This is a genomic window from Pseudorhodobacter turbinis (genome assembly GCF_005234135.1).
In the GTDB taxonomy this organism is placed as follows: domain Bacteria; phylum Pseudomonadota; class Alphaproteobacteria; order Rhodobacterales; family Rhodobacteraceae; genus Pseudorhodobacter; species Pseudorhodobacter turbinis.
Genome location: NZ_CP039964.1, coordinates 1,883,195 through 1,901,377, shown reverse-complemented (window position 1 = coordinate 1,901,377; position 18,183 = coordinate 1,883,195). Strand labels below are relative to the sequence as shown.

Below are 18,183 nucleotides of genomic sequence, written 5' to 3'. Positions count from 1 at the left end.
AGGTGCAGCTGTTCAGCCTAGGTTTTTGGATTGCGATTACTGAACCGACTGCGGCATCAGCCATCCGGGAAGCCAAAGGGCGATTTCCGGAAACACGATAATCAGCAGCAGGATCAACAACATCGGCAGCAGAATGATCATGACGTCTTTCATCACATGCACGATATTCATGCCGCCAATCGACGCTGATATCAAAAGACACAACCCATATGGCGGCGTCACCAGCCCAAAGGCCAAGGCCACGATCCCGATGATCGCAAAGGCAATCGGGTGAATATCAGCCGCGGCCGCAACAGGCATCAACACAGTGCCCAGAATGATGATCGTCGGGATCGCATCGATGAAAAGCCCGAAGAATAAGAACAGGGCCGCGATAACCAACGCCGTGCCAAAATAGCCGAACTCCAGGCTGGTCATCCCCGCCACGATTAGGCGCGGCACGTTGTAAAAGGCCAAAAGCCAGCCAAAGGCCGTGGCCGTCCCGATCGCAAACAAGGAGATCGACGCGAAACGCCCTGTCTCATAAAAGATCTGGCCAAGCTCTCGCACGGTGACTGTCCGGTACACGAACATGCCCAACAGCAGGGAATAGATCGCCGCGATGATCGCGCTTTCGGTCGGGGTAACGATACCGCCTACAATGCCGCCTACAACAAAGACCGGCGTCAGCATGGCCAGAAATGACCCTTTGAACGCCGCAATGATATCGCGGAAGGTCGGCACCCCGATGATCGGATAGTTGTAAACCTTGGCATAACCGTAAACTGTTGCCATCAAAGCAAGCCCGATCATGATCCCCGGAATTGCACCGGCCAGAAAGAGCGCTCCAACCGAAGTTTGCATCACCCCGCCCCAGACAACCATCAGAATGCTTGGCGGAATGATAACCCCCATAACCGAGGAACAGGCCGTGATCGCAATGGCAAACCGTCGGTCATAGCCCTCACGCACCATCGCCGGAATAAGGATCTTGCCACAGCCGGCAGCATCCGCGGTTGACGACCCCGAGATCCCGGCAAACAGCATGGAAACGGCCACATTCACATGGCCCAATCCGCCCGGCATCCACCCCGTCAGCACCCGCGCAAGATCGATCAGCTTATCCGTGATCTTGCCGGAGTTCATCAGGTTGGCCGCCAACAGAAAGAACGGAACAGCCAAAAGGATGAAAGAGTTATAGGACTGGAACATCCGATCCAGCACGATGAAGGGTGTGAGCCGCAAATCCATCAGCACCACCGGAATGGTCGCAAGGCCAAGCGCAAAAGCCACAGGCACGCGCAGCAGGACAAGCAAGATAAAGCCGCCGACCAAAAGGCCACAGGCAAGGCCGGTTGATACGATCATTTAACGACACTCCGCGTTGTTCTATACACCTCGACTTCTTCGAAAAGCCGGTAGCCGGCAAACAGTGCCCAGAAGGCTCCGGCAATTGGTACAGAGATAAAGGTAATAATCATGTTGGCGCGCATCATTAGGGAATGCTGGATGGTGCCGAACTTGGCGTATTCCACCCCGTACCACAGAAAAATCAAGCCAAAGCCCATGATCAGCACATGAACCAGACCGTTTTGCAGCAAGCGCATCAACGGCCGTTCCGCATCCGGCATAACCCGCACATCAAAATGCGTGCCATCCCAAACGGCAAGCATTGACCCGATCATTACGACCCAAACAAACAGGAAACCGGCAAGTTCTTCGGTCCAGAGATAGACGGGAATAATTCCTGTGTACCGTGCAATAACTTGCATGGCGACAGGAACAGAAAGAGCGGCAATCAAAATGCCCAGAAGAACGCGTAGGACGAGACTGATACCGTCCAGCATATTTTTAATCATATCCGGCCTCCCAACCCAAGATCATAAAAACACCAACACACAAGGGGACCACCGACACCGTTCAGGGCGCCGGTGGCCTGATTGGCTTATGGGGTCACTTCGTTGCGCGGATCGCTTCAAGAAGCTCGGTCGCGCCAAGTTCGGCCGCATAGGCATCTTGCACCGGCACAACCAGTTCAAGAAGCTGGTCACGGTCTTCGAATTCGATCAGATTGATCTGCCCTGCATCAGCCATCTTTTTCAAGATGATGCCGTCTTGGGTGCTTTCCAGTTCACGCCCGAAAGTCGCGGCATCCGCACCGGCTTTCAACACAGCCGCTTGCAGATCCTCGGGCAGTTTGCGGAAGGTTTTGCCGCTCATCACGATGGGGCGCACTGTGATGGTGTGCGCTGTTTGTGAAATATAGGGGGCAACCTCATAGAACTTGAGGTTCTCAACACCCGCCGCCTCATTTTCCAAGCCCGAGATCACACCGGTTTGAATGGCGTTGTAAACCTCGTTATAAGCAATCGCCGCAGGGGATGCATTGAAGGCCGCAAAAACCTGCGCCTGAATCGGGGCACCCATCACGCGCATCTTATGGCCGGCAAGGTCTTCCATGTTTTTGATCGGCTTGTTTGCAACCAGATTGCGCACGCCACCACCAGTATAGCCGATGATCTTGATATCAGCTTTTTCCATCAGCTCATCCTCAAGCGAGGTAAGCGTCTTGCTGGACAGCACCGCATCCCAATGCTCCAGATCGCGGAACAGGAACGGCATATCCATCAACGGGATGGACGGTGCCATGATCGCCATGTTGGACGGCGCGATGATCGTATAGTCGATAGCAACGCCTTGCTGAAGGAAGGTCACATAGTCCTTCTCAACGCCAAGCTCACTGTTGAGCCGCAGATCGAAAATGACCTCCCCGTCATAATTTTCCTGCACCAGCTCTTCGAATTTGCGAAACGTTTTGGTGAACGTGTGATCCTCGTCGAACATGCTTGCACCGCGCAGCGTAATCGCCTCGGCGTTTGCCATCCCGAGTGTCAGCGCCGTCGCACAGACCGCACCCAGAACCATTTTCGTGGTTGATTTAAACGATGTCATTTCAGTCCTCCCTTGATTTTTTTTGCGCATTCCAAGCAGGCTTGGAATTCCGTCTTTTTTGAGTAAAAGATACTAAGTTGTTACAAGTCAACAATATTTGTAAAAATTCGTTACTTCTCTTTTTTGCAATCAAGCTAACTAATTGATTATAATTGACTAATTATAAACCACTGCCCTATTCACAAGTTGCCCTATTTTCCCCCAGCAGGCAGCCATGGCAAGGACCGGAACTGCGGATGATAGAAACCGAAAACAGGAACTTTTAAGATCGGGGGGAATCCTCCCCATTTCCCCCGATCAGGACGTAAAATCGTGAGGTTAACTAAAGAGCGTCCCGCCGTTGATGTCGAAGTTCGCTCCGGTCACAAAAGATGATTCGTCGCTGGCCAGAAAATAAACCATATTCGCCACATCCTCAGGCAACCCCTGCCGTTTGAGGGGCGTCGCGGCCTCTACGTTCTTGCGAACTTCGGGTTTGGTGAAAATATTGTGGAAGTCGGTATCGATCATACCGGGGCAAAGCGCGTTCACTCGAATATCCGGCCCGAGTTCCTTTGCCAAACCACGGGTCATCGTCATGATTGCACCCTTTGCCGCACCGTAGGCCATAGCACCGCCACCGCCGCCATCACGGCCAGCCTGGCTTGCAATATTCACGATAGCGCCGGACTTCATGTGTGCAAGCACGGCCTTGGTCATCATGAAAGTGCTGGTCACATTCAGGTCCATTACGGCCAACCAATGTTCCACAGACATCTCGGAGATAGACTTGCGAGCGATCAAACCACCGGCGTTATTCACCAGAATATCGATGCTTCCGAACGCCTCGACCGTGGCCGAAACCAATGCGTCCACACCCTCGGATTTACAAAGATCACCCTGCACCGCGATGGCCTTGCCGCCCGCTGCGGTGATTTCATCAACCGTCGCCTGGGCGCTGTCGGCACTGGCAAAATAGTTTATCGCGACATTCGCGCCTTCACCGGCCAAACGAAGGGCACAAGCGCGCCCGATATCACGGCCACCGCCAGTTACGATCACTGTCTTGCCTTGTAGTTTCAAATCAATTTCCTCCAGTTTCAGGCTGATTTATAGACACTATAACGGTCTTTCGGTCCCTTACTCTACAAGTAGCATACTAGTTTACAATAGCTGTTTCTAGCTAAACCTGCCCCATCGCAGTGTGGCGCTGATAAAGTTCATAAAAAAAACCACCACGACGGGCGTGATACGGAATTTCGCTCAGTTTGCCTTGTTCAAAGCGACCCAGTTTTCGGCTGTGATCCAGTCACAAAAGGCGGCAACGGCCTTGATTCGTTTGTGGGCCTTGGGAAGCACGAGGTAAAAACCCGCGACATCGCCCTCGGGCATATCGTTCAGGGCGTCACGGCCAAGGGGGGCAACCAGCTTGCCCGACCTCAGATCATCCAGCGCATCAATCCGCGAGATTAGACCAATTCCCAACCGCGCAATCGTCGCGCGCCGCAAGGTCGCCGCATCCTGAAACTCAATCTCGCCCTTGGCCGTCGCATCCGGAACACCCAAATGGGACAGCACCCGCTGCCAATGAATGCGCCCCACCACCGGATGAAGCAGGGTGTGGTTTTGCAGATCTTCCGGCGTTTCCACCTTATCGGCAAGCTCTGGCGCACAACAGATAATCTTGGGATCCTGCACCAGAAGCGTCACCTCCAGATCCTTCCATTCGCCAAAACCCCATTGGATAGAGACATCAACCTCGTCACTGTCGAATTCCGGCAGTTTCACCATGGTCGTCAGGCGCAGGTCGGCGGTGGGCTCCCTCTCGCGGAAATGTTCCAGCCGTTCCATCAGATAGCGGGTTGCGAAATAGGGGCTGACATTGATGTTTATCCGGTTCCGGTCGCTGGCATTTGTAACCCGCCGCACACCATTGGAAAATTCGTCAAAGCCGGCCCGCACATAATGCGAAAGCACAATCGCAGGCTCGGTCGGTTCTATCACCCGGCCTTTTCGGTGAAACAGCTCCACCTGAAGCATATCTTCCAATAACTTGATCTGCTGGCTAACCGCTTGGGGAGAAACCAAAAGAACTTCGGCCGCCGCGCGGTAGCTGCCCTGTTTCATCACCACAGAGAAAACCCGCAAGGAGTTCAGTGGTGGCAGGCGGGTCGTCATGGCACAGTGTCTATATCATCAAAGAAATGGGCGTTGTTGGTCTTGATATGTTCGATCGTGGAATCAAGACGGCTAAGGTGCAGCATCCCTTCCGCAACCGCTTTTTCGGCGTCATGCGCCTTGATCATCGCGACAATCCGTGCGTGATCCTCGATCAGCTCAGGCATCCGGTCCTCTTTGGACAGGCCCAAAACGCAAAGACGATCTACCTTTGCCTTTTCCGAACAGATCACCTCAAAAGCATATTCGACACCGGCAATTTCACACAGCAACGCGTGGAACTGATAATCAAGCGCGCTGAAATCCCCGTATTCGCCGGTTGTCAGCAAGGCTCGCTGCTGCTCAAGGCTGGCATCAAGTGCCGCCGCACCTTCTTTGTCGCATAGCCGGGCGGCACGGCGCAGAACCTCTGCCTCTACCGCTGCACGAATAAAACGTGATTTTTCAATGGCCTGCGTGGAAAACCGCTTTACCTCGGTGGCTTTTTGTGGCCGGATCAGCAACAGGTCAAGGTTCGCAAGACGGCTAAACGCCTCTCGGACAGGTTGCCGTGACACGCCGAAACGCGAAGCGATCTCAACCTCTGACATCTTGGTTCCCGGAAGCAGGCGCAGCGAAATGATATCGTCGTAAAGGTGGTTTGCCACCTCATCCACGCCGGTACGCCCATCCCACTTTGGTGCTTTTGCCGTATGCTTATTCATGTTTTGAACCTAAATAATTCCCGACCATATAAGCCCGAAAAACCTTAAGACGTCGTCCTTTGGCCTCTCTTGTCAAGGTGTTGCAGCCTTTTTTCCGGTCAAGCGCCCAGAGTTTGCATGCAATCGATGGAACGCTATGGCCGTTTGACGGCCAATGGTTAAATATGGGCAGATGGTGTAAAGCTGAAAACAAGAAGTAATTTGCACATCCCGCCGCATCCTGACTAGATTGATGGCGAAATGTCGGGTTACTCCGGATACTGAAGGGTCACACAATGCGAAGTTTGCAACCATGAGCGCGATGCAGCAGCAAAAACATGACCGCTCTCTTTCCGATCTGGTCTATGAGAAAATCCTGGCACTGATTGCCAGCGGGGAGACATCTCTCGGCTCCAGACTTCCGACCGAAAGCGCGTTATGCGAAAAGTTCTCGGTCTCTCGTCCTGTGCTGCGGCAGGCGCTTAAACAATTGCGCGAGGACGGGGCGATCGTATCGCGGCAGGGGTCGGGATCATTTGTTGTGCGCCGGCCCGAAGGTGCTGTCTTTGGCTTTGCGCCGGTCGGGTCGATTGCCGATATCCAGCGAACATTTGAATTTCGCGCCGCCATTGAATCAGAGGCGGCCTATCTTGCAGCGCAACGGCGGACAGATGCAGAACTGGCCTCGATGCGGTCCCTGCTGGCGGAACTTGACCGCTGCACCAGCGAGGGGAAATTGGGCGTCACGACCGATGAGGCCTTTCATGAGCTGATCTGCAGCGCATCGGGAAACCCCTATTTTACGGTCGCGCGCACCTCTATCAAAGGGAACATCCTGACCGGGCTGAACCTGACCCGAAACCTGTCGCTTACCAAACCCCAGGAACGGTTGGATATGGTCCAGCGTGAACACTACCAAATCTTTGAAGCCATCGAGCAAAAAGACCCAAACTCGGCACGGGCGGCCATGCGCGCCCATGTCGAGAATGCCCGAAAACGGGTGTTTGAGGGGTAACCCTTAGTCGTCGGGGTGGCCCAGATTGACGAACCAGCCGCCAATGCGGTGGCTCGAAGGATCTTTCGGGTCCACAGGGTCGGTCGCGGCCTCAACCTTGGCGCGGAACTGTTCCGAACTGTCTTGCGGTTGATAGCCGATATGCCCGCTATTGCTCATATTGACCGGCTTGACCTTGTTATCGGACATGCCTGCGGTGATCGTGAACCCCAGATGCGGGGCGGTCAGGCTGGCGGTGACAAGCCGGATGCAATCATCAAATGACAGCCAAGACCAAAGCATCCGCCGGTCAGCCGGTTCAGGGAAGGACGAGAAGATGCGTAGACAGGCGGATTCAATGCCGAACTTGTCCCAATATAGGCTCGCGAGCCCTTCGACAAAACACTTCGAGACGCCATAAAGGCTGTCAGGGCGGGGCTTTGCATCGCAATCAATGCCGTCATTGATCCCGTGATAACCGATCGCATGAACAGACGATGAATAGATCACACGTTTGACGCCATGTTTCCGCGCGCCCTCATAGATGTGATATGACCCGCGGATACTGCTGTTGAGGATATCATCCCAAGGGCTTTCCTGCGGAGAGCCGCCGAGGTGAACAATGGCATCGCAACCCTCAGTCGCGGCAATGGTCGCCGCCTCGTCGGACAAATCAAAGATCAGCTCTTCTTCATGCGGCTGCAGGTTCTTGCACGCCACACGGTCGGCCAGCACCAACCTATCCGCCAAGGGAACAAGCCCGCGACGCATTTCCGTACCCAGACGCCCGGCCGCGCCGGTAATGAGGATTCTCTTGTAAGGTTTGCTCATGGTATTTCCTTGGTCTTAACGGTTCAATTGGGCCACTGCACGTGCAATGCGGGTAACGGCCTCGGTCAGCTCATCCTCGGATGTGGCCGTCGAGATGCGAACGTAGGGCGACAAACCATAGGCCGTCCCCGGCACCGCCGCAACATGCCCCACGTTCAGCAGGTAATTCGCAACCGCGATGTCATCCTCCAGCCGCTCTCCCGAAGGGGTCTTGGTCCCGATCAGGGCCGCGCAGCCGATGTAGGCATAAAATGCCCCTTCGGGCGCGTCGAGCGTCAGCCCGTCAATCTTGGCAATCGCATCGACAACAAGATCACGGCGTTTCTCATAGGCGGCACAAAAGCGCGGGATGTTTTCCTGCGTGCCTTCAAGGGCTGCTTGTGTTGCGTGCTGTGCCGGCGCGCTCACGGATGTGCAGGACTGGCTTTGCACCGTTCCCATCGCCTTGATCAGGTCGCGCGGCCCGGCGGCATAGCCCACACGCCATCCCGTCATCGCATAGGCTTTGGACACACCGTTCACGATCAGCGTGCGGTCGCGAAGCTGCGGACACGCCGCCCCGAACGAGACAAACTCCCGTCCGTCAAAGATGATATGCTCATACACTTCATCGGACAGGATCATAACCTGTGGATGGCGGTCCAGCACGGCGCCCAGCGCCTCTAGCTGCGCACGCGAATAAAGCGAGCCGGAGGGGTTGCCGGGCATGTTCAGGAACAGCCAGCGGGTTTTTGGCGTAATCGCCGCCTCCAGCATTTCGGGCGTCAGGCGAAACCCCGTTTCGGCCTTACCTTCCGGCGTCACCGGCACGCCGCCGAACAGCTTTGCCATTTCAGGGTAGGACACGAAATAAGGGGCGGGAAAGATCAGCTCATCCCCCGGCTCCACCGTGGCAACCAGCGCGTTAAAGATGATCTGCTTGGCCCCATTGGCGACAGCAATCTCGTCAATCTCAAACTCAAGCCCGTTTTCGCGTTTGAACTTTCCGCAGATCGACTGACGCACCTCCGGCGTGCCAAGCGGCGCTGTATAGAGCATCCGGTTCGCGCTTGCCGCCGCAAAGGCCGCATCGGTGATATGGGCAGGCGTGGCGAAATCCGGCTCCCCTTGCCCCAGATCAATCACATCAACCCCGGTGGCCGCCAGCTTCTTGGCCGCTTGGCTTACCAACATCGAGGCCGAAGGTTTTACCGCTGAAAGGCGGTTGGCAATATGGGTCATTTGGTGTCTCCGGTTACATAGCCTTTGCGTACGTCTTCTTTGCGTGCCGCCTCTGTGCGCGCCTCGGCGGGGCCAAAACCACCCCCCCCCGGCAGCTCCAGAATTAGCCGTTTGCCTGCCGGTACATGCTGCCAGCCTTTGGGGCGCAACTTTGTGCCGTCATCCAAAGAAACAGAGCCTAACACACCATCTTTTCCCCCATCACGGCCCCGTGCAGCCTGTGACACACGGTCGAACATGGCGGAAAAATCGAACTCATGCCCGTCAAGCGCGCCAACCTCCATCACCTGACCAAGGCCACCGCGATACTGCCCGTCACCGCCTGAATCGGGGCGCAATTCCTTACGCCAGATCACCACAGGGCCGGTGTGTTCAGTCGCCTCAATCGGCATTGTGTGCACCCCTGACGGGAAAGCAGTTGCCGCCAGCCCGTCAAGCCCGGGCCGCCCGCCCATCCCACCAGAGTTGAACATCAACACCTCGGCATGTTGCCCCTCACCCCCCTTAACCGGCCGTGCCGAGATATGGATATTCCATAGCGCCCCGGCCCCTTCGGCAGGGATCTTACCCGGCATCGCCTTGGCCAAGGCCCCCAGCACCAGATCAGGCACCATATGCCCGATGATGTGACGCAGCGATACCGGCGCCGGCCGTTCGGCATTCACGATATTCGCTGGCGAAGTCACATCAAAGGCCGCCAATGACGCCGCATTATTCGGGATATCCGGCGCCACAACACATTTCAGCGCATAAGAGGCATAGGCCTTGGTATAGGTCAGCGGCACGTTGATACCCCAAGGGCTGATCCCGTCCGTGCCCGTGAAATCGACATTGACCTTACCCTCCATGATCTGCAGTTCTGCCTGCAGACGGATCGGCGTGTCATAGCCGTCGGTCAACATGCTGTTCGACCAACTGCCCTTGGGCAGTGCCGCCAGCCGTTCGACCATCGCCGCATGGGTGCGCGACATGATGAATTCGCCCAGCGTATCAAGGCTGTCAAAACCCGCCTCATCCATCATCTCCATCAGGCGCATATGGCCGACGTCGTTACAGGCCGCGAGCGAGTAGAAATCACCGATGACCTGATTGGGTTCGCGCACATTGGCACGGATCATCGAGACCAGAACCCTGTCTACCTCACCGCGTTCGGCGAATTTCATGATCGGGATCTGGATGCCTTCCTCGTACACAGATTTCCCGTCCGCGCCAAAGCCGCGCCCGCCGACATCGACCACATGGGCGGTGCAGGCAAAGAAACCCACCAGCTCGTCGCCCCTGAACGACGGGGAAACCATGGTGATGTCATGCAAATGGCCGGTGCCCTTCCACGGGTCATTGGTCACATAGGTATCACCGGGGAACATCTGGTCCCGCGGGATCTCAGCCGCGAAATGCTTGACCGCTTCGGCCATGCAATTCACATGCCCCGGCGTGCCTGTCACCGCCTGCGCCAACATGCGGCACTGCGGATCAAACACACCTGCCGAGAGGTCTCCCGCCTCACGAACCGAAGTCGAAAAAGCCGTTCTCAGCAATGTTAGAGCCTGTTCTTCGACAATAGAGACAAGCCGATTCCATGCGACCTGCATGCGGATTTCAGCGATCTGACTCATGCTGTTGTTCCTTTCTGGACTTTCCGGACAAGCAGGATGGTCCCGTCCCCTTGGATGATGGCGTCAAATGGCGAGGTCACAACGGTAGAAGTTTCGCGCTCGGTGATCACCACCGGGCCTTTGATACGGTCGCCCGACGCAAGGTCATCGCGTGCAACGATGCCGGTCGTCAGGTTCGTGCCGGTGGTCGGATCAAAGACGTCGCGTGTCTCGCCAACCTCACGGAAGATCCCGTCAGCCTGCAGGTCGACCCCTTCTGGCGGCACCATCACGTCCTGCGCCTTGACCGAGAAGGTCACGAATTCAATCTCTGGCCCGACAACGGCGCGGCCAAAGAAGTGGGCGTAACGTTCCTTGAAGGCCGCGACGATCCCGTCACGATCAGCCTCGGTGAAATCACGGTCGGGCAAGACAACCGGAATTTCCCAACCCTGACCAGCATAGCGCATAAAGGCCGTCACCTCCCGCTCGATCTTGTTCTGGGTGCCTGCCCGCACAAAGCTTTCGGCAGTTTGCTTCAGATCGCGCAGCAATGTGTTAAGTGCCGCAGGATCAAACGCAGACATCGGGATGACCTTGGAGGCAAGCGCCTCATAGCCAAACGGCGCCCGCAAAAACCCGATAGCAGAGCCGACGCCCGCACCATTGGGGATCAGACATTGCTGCACCCCCAGCTTTTCGCAAAGCCGTGCGGCGTGAAGCGGGGCTGCACCACCAAAGGCGATCATCACGTTGTTATTGATGTTCTTTCCGTTCTCAACCGCATGCACCCGTGCGGCGTTGGCCATATTCTCATCGACCACCTCGACAATGCCGAAGGCCGCCGCCTGCGCATCGATCTTCAGCTTGTCGCCCACATCGCGCGCAATGGCGTCGCTGGCATTTCCGGTCGACAGCTTGATCTTGCCATCCGCAAAATTATCCGGGTCCAGCTTGCCCAAGACAAGATCGGCATCGGTGATCGTCGGGCGCATCCCGCCACGCTGATAACAGGCGGGACCCGGCTCTGACGCAGCGCTTTCGGGGCCGGTTTCAATGCGGCCCATCGCATCAACCCAAGCAATAGAGCCACCGCCAGCACCGATCTCAATCATCTCGATCACAGGGATCGAAATCGGCATCCCTGACCCTTTGGAGAAACGATAAGTACGGGCCACCTCAAAGGTGCGGGCGGTTTGGGGCTGATAGTTTTCAATCAAGCAAATCTTGGCCGTGGTGCCGCCCATGTCATAGCTGACCACATTTTCAAGGTTGAAGCGTCTGGCCACATCGGCCGCAAAAATCGCGCCCCCCGCAGGACCGGATTCAACCAATCGTACCGGAAATTCCGCAGCCGTCTCAACCGAGATCAGGCCACCACCCGAATGGATAATAAAGACGGGGCATTTCACGCCCATATCTTTCAGCCGCCCCTGCAAGCGCCCCAGATAATCCGACATTTGCGGGCGCACATAGGCGTTCGCACAGACGGTATTGAAGCGTTCAAATTCGCGCATCTGGGGCGAAACTTCGGCAGAGATCGAGATCGGCACATCCAGCTTGCGCGCAATGATTTCACGCGCCCGCTCCTCATGCGAAGGGTTGAGGTAGGAGTGGATGAAACCGATCGCCACCGCCTCGAACCCTTCGGCGGCCAGCCGGTCGGCCAAAGCCTCTAGCGCCGCCTCGTCCAAGGGCTGCAGCTCATCGCCTTTGGCACTAATACGGCCCTTTATGGGAAACCGATCCTCTCGCGGGATAAGCGGCGTTGGCAGTTTTATGTTGAGGTCGTACTGCTCAAACCGGTTCTCGGTCCGCATCTCGATCACATCGCGAAAGCCCTCGGTTGTGACCAGTGCCGTGCGCGCGCCGCGCCGTTCGATCAGCGCATTGGTGGCAAGGGTGGTGCCATGAATGACGATGTCGATCTCGCTGACATCGACGCCCGCATCCTTGGCCACAATTTCCATCCCGTCCAGAATGGATTGTTCGGGATTGGTGTAATTTGTAAGCAGCTTGGTCGAAAAAATCGCGCCCCGCACTTCCAGTGCAATATCGGTGAAGGTGCCTCCGATATCAGCGCCAAGACGAATGTCGGATTTGGTCATGCAGGTTTCCTCTCAGCGAATTTTGATCCGGGAATAGAGCGCCCCGATAGCGTGCTTGGGTCAGGGAACATCCCCCGTTCACATTCAACTTGGACGCAAGGCAGCGGAAAACCAATCAAGAAAATGTGGGTATAGGCAAGTTTTACTTGCTAGTGGTAACCCGTAATTCTGGGTCTAAATGGGCCGGATTTCTAATACCGGAGCACGCAGATGAAGCTTTATTACGCCGATACAACCGTCGCCATCGCCCTGATCATCGCCCTGAAAGAGGCAAAATTGCCTTGTGATCTCGTCAGGGTCGATTTCGCCGCAGGAGAGCAAACTAGACCGGAGTTTCTAGCGATCAACCCCAAAGGACGGGTACCTGCCCTTGTTACGAAACAAGGAATTCTTACGGAAACGGGGGCCTTGCTGGACTATATCCATGCGCTGGCCCCCGAGGCCGGTTTGGTACCGGACGATCCCTTTCAGGCCGCCAAGATGCGCGAGTTGATGTATTATCTGGCCTCTACCTGGCATGTGAACCACGCCCATAAGGGGCACGGCGAGCGTTGGGCCGACAAAAAAGAGAGCCATGAAGACATGCGCCTCAAGGCCCCCGAGACGATGAGGGCCTGTTGCGCCTATATCGAGGAGAATCTGCTGAAGGGGCCATTCCTGTTGGGTGACCGGTTCAGTTTGGCAGATGCCTATCTTTATGTTGTCAGCGGATGGCTGAAAGGTGACGGGGTTGATGTTTCGGACTATCCAAAGCTGGCGGCGTTCCGTACCGAAATGGAAAAGCGCCCCTCGGTTCTGGCCGTTCTTTCAGAAAATATGATGTAGGAAAATGCCAGAACCAGTCTCTAATATGCCCTAAAATGATTCCTCGATGCGCGCCCGAAGGTCGGGCGGCACGAGAGCTGCAAGGGAATGGACCTGACCGCCACGGGATGACGCAACCATCACCGCATGGATCTGCCAAGCCTCGCCATCCTTAGCCAGAACCGGCGCGCCAGAGTTACCGGAAACCACCCGGCAAGAGAGCGCCAATACGCCCGGTGCCGTTGTCAGCAAAGCGCAGTCGTCCTGCCGCTCTGCCTGCTCGGGTGTGTCGCGGCGATAGGCAAACAGGTTGAACGGCGCAGAGGGTGGGCCAGCATCGGGACTGGCCAACGGTAGCGGCGCAACCAGATCCATCGGCACAGGGGATGCCAACCGCAACAGGGCCACATCATTCGCCATGCTTGCGGTTACGTCGGCTGTGGACAGGATCACCTCGGCGCCCCGCCCCGTCACAACACTGCGTCCTGCCGAATAGCCTGCGGCAAATTGCACCATGCCCGGACGTGCCTGAGACCTCGCCAGACAATGCCGCGCGGTCAGAACCAGATCAGGGGTTACCAGTACCCCGGTGCAGATCGCACTGCCGGACCGGAACGTATTACCATAGCTGATCCTGCCGATGGCAGATGGCACCTCTTGTGCCGCAACCTGCCCCGCCGCGCCGATCAAAAGGGCCCCAAGCCCTATTCTCCACGTCCTCGCCACTCCGGCCCCCGTTCTCTTGCACTGTCAAAACAGGCACTAACATGGCCTTATTTGTGCATCTATTGCCAAGACCATGCCACATATAAATCCGCAAGAATAGCAATGCCTTTGACCCAACCAAGGTTACGTTGTTCCGTCCTATTCCCTACTGTTTTCAGCTAACGTGAAAAGGGACGGCTACCATCAGCACCGCGCCTATAGGTTGGGGAGTGCGCAGCAGCGGCTATCTATCTGGCGGCGCTAACATCTTTCACGCAGATCAATCACAGCAATTCCGTTAGCGCTACCCCCAGTCAACTGCCCCTCCATCTGCTTGGCATGGTAAATATTTGCCGTTATTCAACGCCTCGGGAAAGGTGTTTTGCAAAAAAACATAGCCCGTCCCCCCCACCCTTGGGGCCCTCCTTTTAGTCAAAGCAACGGAGTTTGCCGTGTCCCGTTCCAGCCGCATCGCCCCAGAGTCGCTCAAAGCCAAAATCATGGGCGCCGAAGACGCAGCCTCTCTCATCGACAATGGCGCTGTCGTCGGGATGAGCGGGTTTACCGGTTCGGGCTATCCCAAAGCAGTCCCTTTGGCGCTAGCTGCGCAGATCGAGGAACAGCATGCGGCGGGCAATCCGTTTCAGGTAAAGATATGGTCCGGCGCATCAACCGGCCCCGAGCTGGACGGCGCTTTGGCCAAGGCAGATGGTATTGATTTCCGGCTGCCCTATAACTCTGACCCGATCGCGCGTGAGAAAATCAACGCGGGTGAGATGAATTATTTCGACATGCACCTAAGTCAGGTCGCGCCGATGGCGTGGCAGGGGTTTCTGGGTCGGCTTGATACGGCTGTGATTGAGGTTTCCGGCATCACGCCCGAGGGCGATCTGATCCCCTCCTCTTCGGTTGGCAACAATAAGACATGGCTCGATCAGGCCGAAAAGATCATTCTGGAGGTCAACAGCTGGCAGAGCGACGCCTTTGACGGAATGCATGACATTTACTACGGTACCGCCTTGCCGCCCAACCGCCTGCCGATCCCGCTGGTAAAGCCCGATGACCGCATCGGTCAGCCCCATTTCAAGGTCGATCCGAACAAGATCGTCGCCATCGTTGAAACCGACATCCCCGACCGTAACGCCCCCTTTGCCAAACCCGACGCAACCGCCGAGGCGATTGCAGGCCATCTGCTGGACTTCCTTAAACACGAAGTTGCCGTTGGTCGGATGCCTGCATCGCTTTTGCCACTACAATCTGGCGTGGGTAATGTGACCAATGCGGTGCTGGCCGGCCTGTTGGACAGTCCTTTTGAGAATATGACCTCCTTTACCGAGGTTATTCAGGACGGCATGCTCGATCTGCTGGATGCGGGGAAGCTGCGCATGGCCTCTGCCACCGCCTTTTCCCTAAGCCCCGAAGTTGCCGAACGGTTCAACAAGGATGCGCACCGCTATCGCGACAAGCTGATCCTGCGCCCGCAAGAGATCTCGAACCATCCCGAATTGATCCGCCGCCTTGGCTGTGTGGCAATGAACGGGCTGATCGAAGCGGATATTTACGGGAATGTGAATTCCACCCATATCATGGGGTCGCGGATTCAAAACGGGATCGGCGGTTCGGGTGACTTTGCCCGCAACGCCTTTATTTCCATTTTCATGTCGCCCTCTACCGCCAAGGGCGGCAAGATTTCGGCAATCGTGCCTATGGCAAGCCACGTCGATCACATTTCACAGGATGTGCAGGTCATCGTGACCGAGCAGGGCTTGGCCGATCTTCGCGGGCTGGCGCCCAAGCAAAAAGCCAAGCTGATTATCGAGAACTGCACCCATCCCGATTACCGCGACGCCTTGCGCGATTATTTTGATCGGGCGAACCACAGCTCTTTCGGGAAACATGCGCCCAATAACCTGAACGAGGCGCTAAGCTGGCATCAGCGCTATGTCGAGACAGGGTCGATGAAATAAAGGAAGCCGCATCTAGCGGCTTCCCCATATTCGATCAGATCGCGGTTTTGCGGCTTTCTTCAAGATAGATTTCGCGCAACCGCGTGGCGACGGGGCCGGGTTTGCCCGTGCCGATTGCGGCCTCGTCAATCTCCACCACAGGCATCACAAAGGCCGAGGCTGAGGTAAAGAATGCCTCATCCGCGGCTTTCGCCTCATCAATCGTGAAGGGGCGCTCTTCCACTTCCATCTGTGCCTCGGCGGCAAAGCGCAGAACCGCCGCCCGTGTGATCCCGTGCAGGATATCATGCGACAGTTGGCGCGTGATGATCCGCCCGTTTTTCACGATATAGGCGTTGTTGGAGGTGCCCTCGGTCACATGCCCATCCTCAACCATCCAGGCATCGTCGGCACCGGCCTTTTTGGCCATCATCTTGCCCATTGACGGGTACAAAAGCTGTACGGTTTTGATGTCGCGGCGGCCCCAACGGATATCCTCGATCGAGATCACCTTGATGCCTGTTTTCGCCTGCGGGCTATCGGCCATCCCCGGTTTGGACTGTGTAAACATCACCAGTGTCGGTTTCACATCGGCACCGGGAAAGGCAAAATCGCGATCACCGGGATTGCCGCGCGTAACCTGCAAATAGATCATCCCGTCGACTACCTCATTGCGGGTCACCAATTCGCGGTGGATCGCCAGAAGCTCTTCGTCCGAACAAGGCGTCGCGATGTCCAGCTCCTTCAAACTGCGGGCCAAACGGACCGAGTGACCGGCAAAATCGAGCAGCTTGCCATCCAGAACGCTGGTCACCTCATAAACCCCATCCGCCATCAGAAAACCGCGGTCAAAGATTGAAATGGTGGCCTCGGATTCGGGCAGATACTGACCGTTAACGTAGACGATGCGCGACATGAATAATCCCCATAATTTGGCGCTGGGTGGATGGACACCTTCGGCATCAAACCCAACGGACCCCTGCGGTTTCCGCCAAAAAACGCGGTCCGTCAAGGTCGCGGGGGGATTCAATCCCGGTTTTCCCCCTGATCCACGGGTGCGCCGCGCCGCCGCAGGAATGCTGCGCCGCAAAAACAGGGTTGCGAACACAAACGCAACAATCTAACCCTTGATGCAATCAAGACGACATTTCATTACCAAGAGGTCCGACATGAGTTTCCGCATTCAACCAGCCCCAACCGCGCGCCCCAACCGTTGCCAGCTTTTTGGCCCCGGCTCCCGTCCTGCGCTGTTTGAAAAGATGGCCGCCTCTGCCGCGGATGTCATCAACCTTGACCTTGAGGATTCCGTCGCCCCCAGTGACAAAGACAGCGCGCGCGCCAATATCATTGAGGCGATCAACACCGTCGATTGGGGCAACAAGACGCTTTCGGTCCGGATCAACGGGTTGGATACACCTTTTTGGTACCGCGATGTCGTGGATCTGCTGGAACAGGCCGGCGAGCGGCTGGATATGATCATGATCCCCAAGGTGGGTTGTGCCGCCGATATTTACGCCGTGGATGCGCTTGTCACCGCGGTTGAGCGTGCAAAGGGTCGCCAAAAGCCGATTGCGTTTGAGGTCATCATCGAATCTGCCGCAGGGATCGCCCATGTTGAGGAAATCGCGGCATCATCGCCACGTTTGCAAGCGATGAGCCTTGGCGCAGCCGATTTCGCGGCCTCGATGGGGATGCAGACCACCGGCATCGGCGGCACGCAGGAAAACTATTACATGCTGCAAGGCGGGCAAAAGCATTGGTCCGATCCGTGGCATTGGGCGCAGGCCGCGATTGTTGCCGCGTGCCGGACGCATGGGGTTTTGCCGGTCGATGGCCCCTTCGGTGATTTCTCGGATGATGAGGGCTTTCGCGCGCAGGCACACCGGTCTGCTGTCTTGGGTATGGTCGGAAAATGGGCGATCCACCCCAAACAAATCGCGCTGGCGAATGAGGTCTTTACCCCTTCGGACGCCGCCGTGGCCGAAGCCCGCGAGATTTTGGCCGCGATGGATGACGCCAAAGCCCGCGGCGAAGGCGCGACCGTTTACAAGGGCCGTTTGGTTGATATCGCCTCTATCAAACAAGCCGAGGTCATTGTGCGCCAGTCCGAGATGATCAAGGGCTAAGCCTTGAACCGGGCCAGAAAACCCTGCACTCTGGCCCGGAATTTTGAGAGACCTCAAAGAATGTAACGCCTGACCACCCGTT

Annotated in this window: 16 protein-coding genes; 4 read left to right on the top strand and 12 right to left on the bottom strand. The window is 56.5% G+C overall.

What is annotated here, in order from left to right; all coding sequences use genetic code 11:
* Positions 1-36 precede the first annotated feature (36 nt).
* The 6 genes from EOK75_RS09085 to EOK75_RS09060 form a co-directional block, all read right to left on the bottom strand.
* Positions 37-1,347, bottom strand: coding sequence for a TRAP transporter large permease (locus EOK75_RS09085; RefSeq protein ID WP_137193657.1), 1,311 nt, complete (start codon positions 1,345-1,347; stop codon positions 37-39).
* Positions 1,344-1,838 (bottom strand): TRAP transporter small permease, encoded by a 495-nt coding sequence (locus EOK75_RS09080; RefSeq protein ID WP_137193656.1) that lies wholly within the window; start codon positions 1,836-1,838, stop codon positions 1,344-1,346. Before EOK75_RS09080 ends, EOK75_RS09085 begins: the two co-directional genes overlap by 4 nt.
* Positions 1,839-1,932: 94 nt before the next feature.
* The gene (locus EOK75_RS09075; protein WP_137193655.1) at positions 1,933-2,931 is read right to left on the bottom strand and encodes a TRAP transporter substrate-binding protein; all 999 of its coding nucleotides are present in this window, start codon (positions 2,929-2,931) and stop codon (positions 1,933-1,935) included.
* Positions 2,932-3,249: 318 nt separating this feature from the next.
* Positions 3,250-3,993: an SDR family NAD(P)-dependent oxidoreductase gene (locus EOK75_RS09070; RefSeq protein WP_137193654.1), complete on the bottom strand. Its 744-nt coding sequence runs from the start codon at positions 3,991-3,993 to the stop codon at positions 3,250-3,252.
* Positions 3,994-4,173: 180 nt separating this feature from the next.
* Positions 4,174-5,088, bottom strand: a complete 915-nt coding sequence (locus EOK75_RS09065; protein WP_137193653.1) for a LysR substrate-binding domain-containing protein — start codon at positions 5,086-5,088, stop codon at positions 4,174-4,176.
* Positions 5,085-5,792, bottom strand: a complete 708-nt coding sequence (locus tag EOK75_RS09060; protein WP_137193639.1) for a GntR family transcriptional regulator — start codon at positions 5,790-5,792, stop codon at positions 5,085-5,087. The genes EOK75_RS09065 and EOK75_RS09060 overlap by 4 nt, the downstream gene beginning before the upstream one ends.
* Positions 5,793-6,084: 292 nt before the next feature.
* Between EOK75_RS09060 and EOK75_RS09055 the strand changes: the two genes are divergently transcribed.
* A complete protein-coding gene (locus EOK75_RS09055) occupies positions 6,085-6,786 on the top strand; it encodes a FadR/GntR family transcriptional regulator (RefSeq protein WP_240793955.1) in 702 nt (233 codons plus the stop codon).
* Positions 6,787-6,789: 3 nt separating this feature from the next.
* Here the strand turns inward: EOK75_RS09055 and EOK75_RS09050 are convergent, their stop codons facing one another.
* The 4 genes from EOK75_RS09050 to EOK75_RS09035 are packed head-to-tail and all read right to left on the bottom strand — an operon-like array spanning position 6,790 to position 12,520.
* Positions 6,790-7,596: an NAD-dependent epimerase/dehydratase family protein gene (locus EOK75_RS09050; RefSeq protein ID WP_137193638.1), complete on the bottom strand. Its 807-nt coding sequence runs from the start codon at positions 7,594-7,596 to the stop codon at positions 6,790-6,792.
* Between the two features lie 15 nt (positions 7,597-7,611).
* Entirely contained in the window at positions 7,612-8,817 is a 1,206-nt protein-coding gene (locus EOK75_RS09045; protein ID WP_137193637.1) for a pyridoxal phosphate-dependent aminotransferase, read from the bottom strand.
* Positions 8,814-10,433 (bottom strand): hydantoinase B/oxoprolinase family protein, encoded by a 1,620-nt coding sequence (locus tag EOK75_RS09040; protein ID WP_137193636.1) that lies wholly within the window; start codon positions 10,431-10,433, stop codon positions 8,814-8,816. The genes EOK75_RS09045 and EOK75_RS09040 overlap by 4 nt, the downstream gene beginning before the upstream one ends.
* The gene (locus tag EOK75_RS09035) at positions 10,430-12,520 is read right to left on the bottom strand and encodes a hydantoinase/oxoprolinase family protein (RefSeq protein WP_137193635.1); all 2,091 of its coding nucleotides are present in this window, start codon (positions 12,518-12,520) and stop codon (positions 10,430-10,432) included. Before EOK75_RS09035 ends, EOK75_RS09040 begins: the two co-directional genes overlap by 4 nt.
* Before the next feature lie 210 nt (positions 12,521-12,730).
* Here EOK75_RS09035 and EOK75_RS09030 point away from each other — a divergent pair, with 210 nt between their 5' ends.
* Positions 12,731-13,345, top strand: coding sequence for a glutathione S-transferase family protein (locus EOK75_RS09030; protein WP_137193634.1), 615 nt, complete (start codon positions 12,731-12,733; stop codon positions 13,343-13,345).
* 30 nt (positions 13,346-13,375) lie between these two features.
* On the opposite strand, the gene EOK75_RS09025 is transcribed toward EOK75_RS09030, so the two are convergent.
* The gene (locus tag EOK75_RS09025) at positions 13,376-14,050 is read right to left on the bottom strand and encodes a trypsin-like serine peptidase (RefSeq protein WP_137193633.1); all 675 of its coding nucleotides are present in this window, start codon (positions 14,048-14,050) and stop codon (positions 13,376-13,378) included.
* Between the two features lie 431 nt (positions 14,051-14,481).
* On the opposite strand from EOK75_RS09025, the gene EOK75_RS09020 reads away from it, so the two are divergent.
* On the top strand, positions 14,482-15,996 hold the full coding sequence (locus EOK75_RS09020; RefSeq protein ID WP_205965446.1) for an acetyl-CoA hydrolase/transferase family protein: 1,515 nt from the start codon (positions 14,482-14,484) through the stop codon (positions 15,994-15,996).
* Positions 15,997-16,030: 34 nt separating this feature from the next.
* Here the strand turns inward: EOK75_RS09020 and EOK75_RS09015 are convergent, their stop codons facing one another.
* On the bottom strand, positions 16,031-16,891 hold the full coding sequence (locus EOK75_RS09015; RefSeq protein ID WP_137193632.1) for a D-amino-acid transaminase: 861 nt from the start codon (positions 16,889-16,891) through the stop codon (positions 16,031-16,033).
* 253 nt (positions 16,892-17,144) lie between these two features.
* Between EOK75_RS09015 and EOK75_RS09010 the strand changes: the two genes are divergently transcribed.
* On the top strand, positions 17,145-18,101 hold the full coding sequence (locus tag EOK75_RS09010; protein WP_137193631.1) for an L-malyl-CoA/beta-methylmalyl-CoA lyase: 957 nt from the start codon (positions 17,145-17,147) through the stop codon (positions 18,099-18,101).
* Positions 18,102-18,183: the final 82 nt, after the last annotated feature.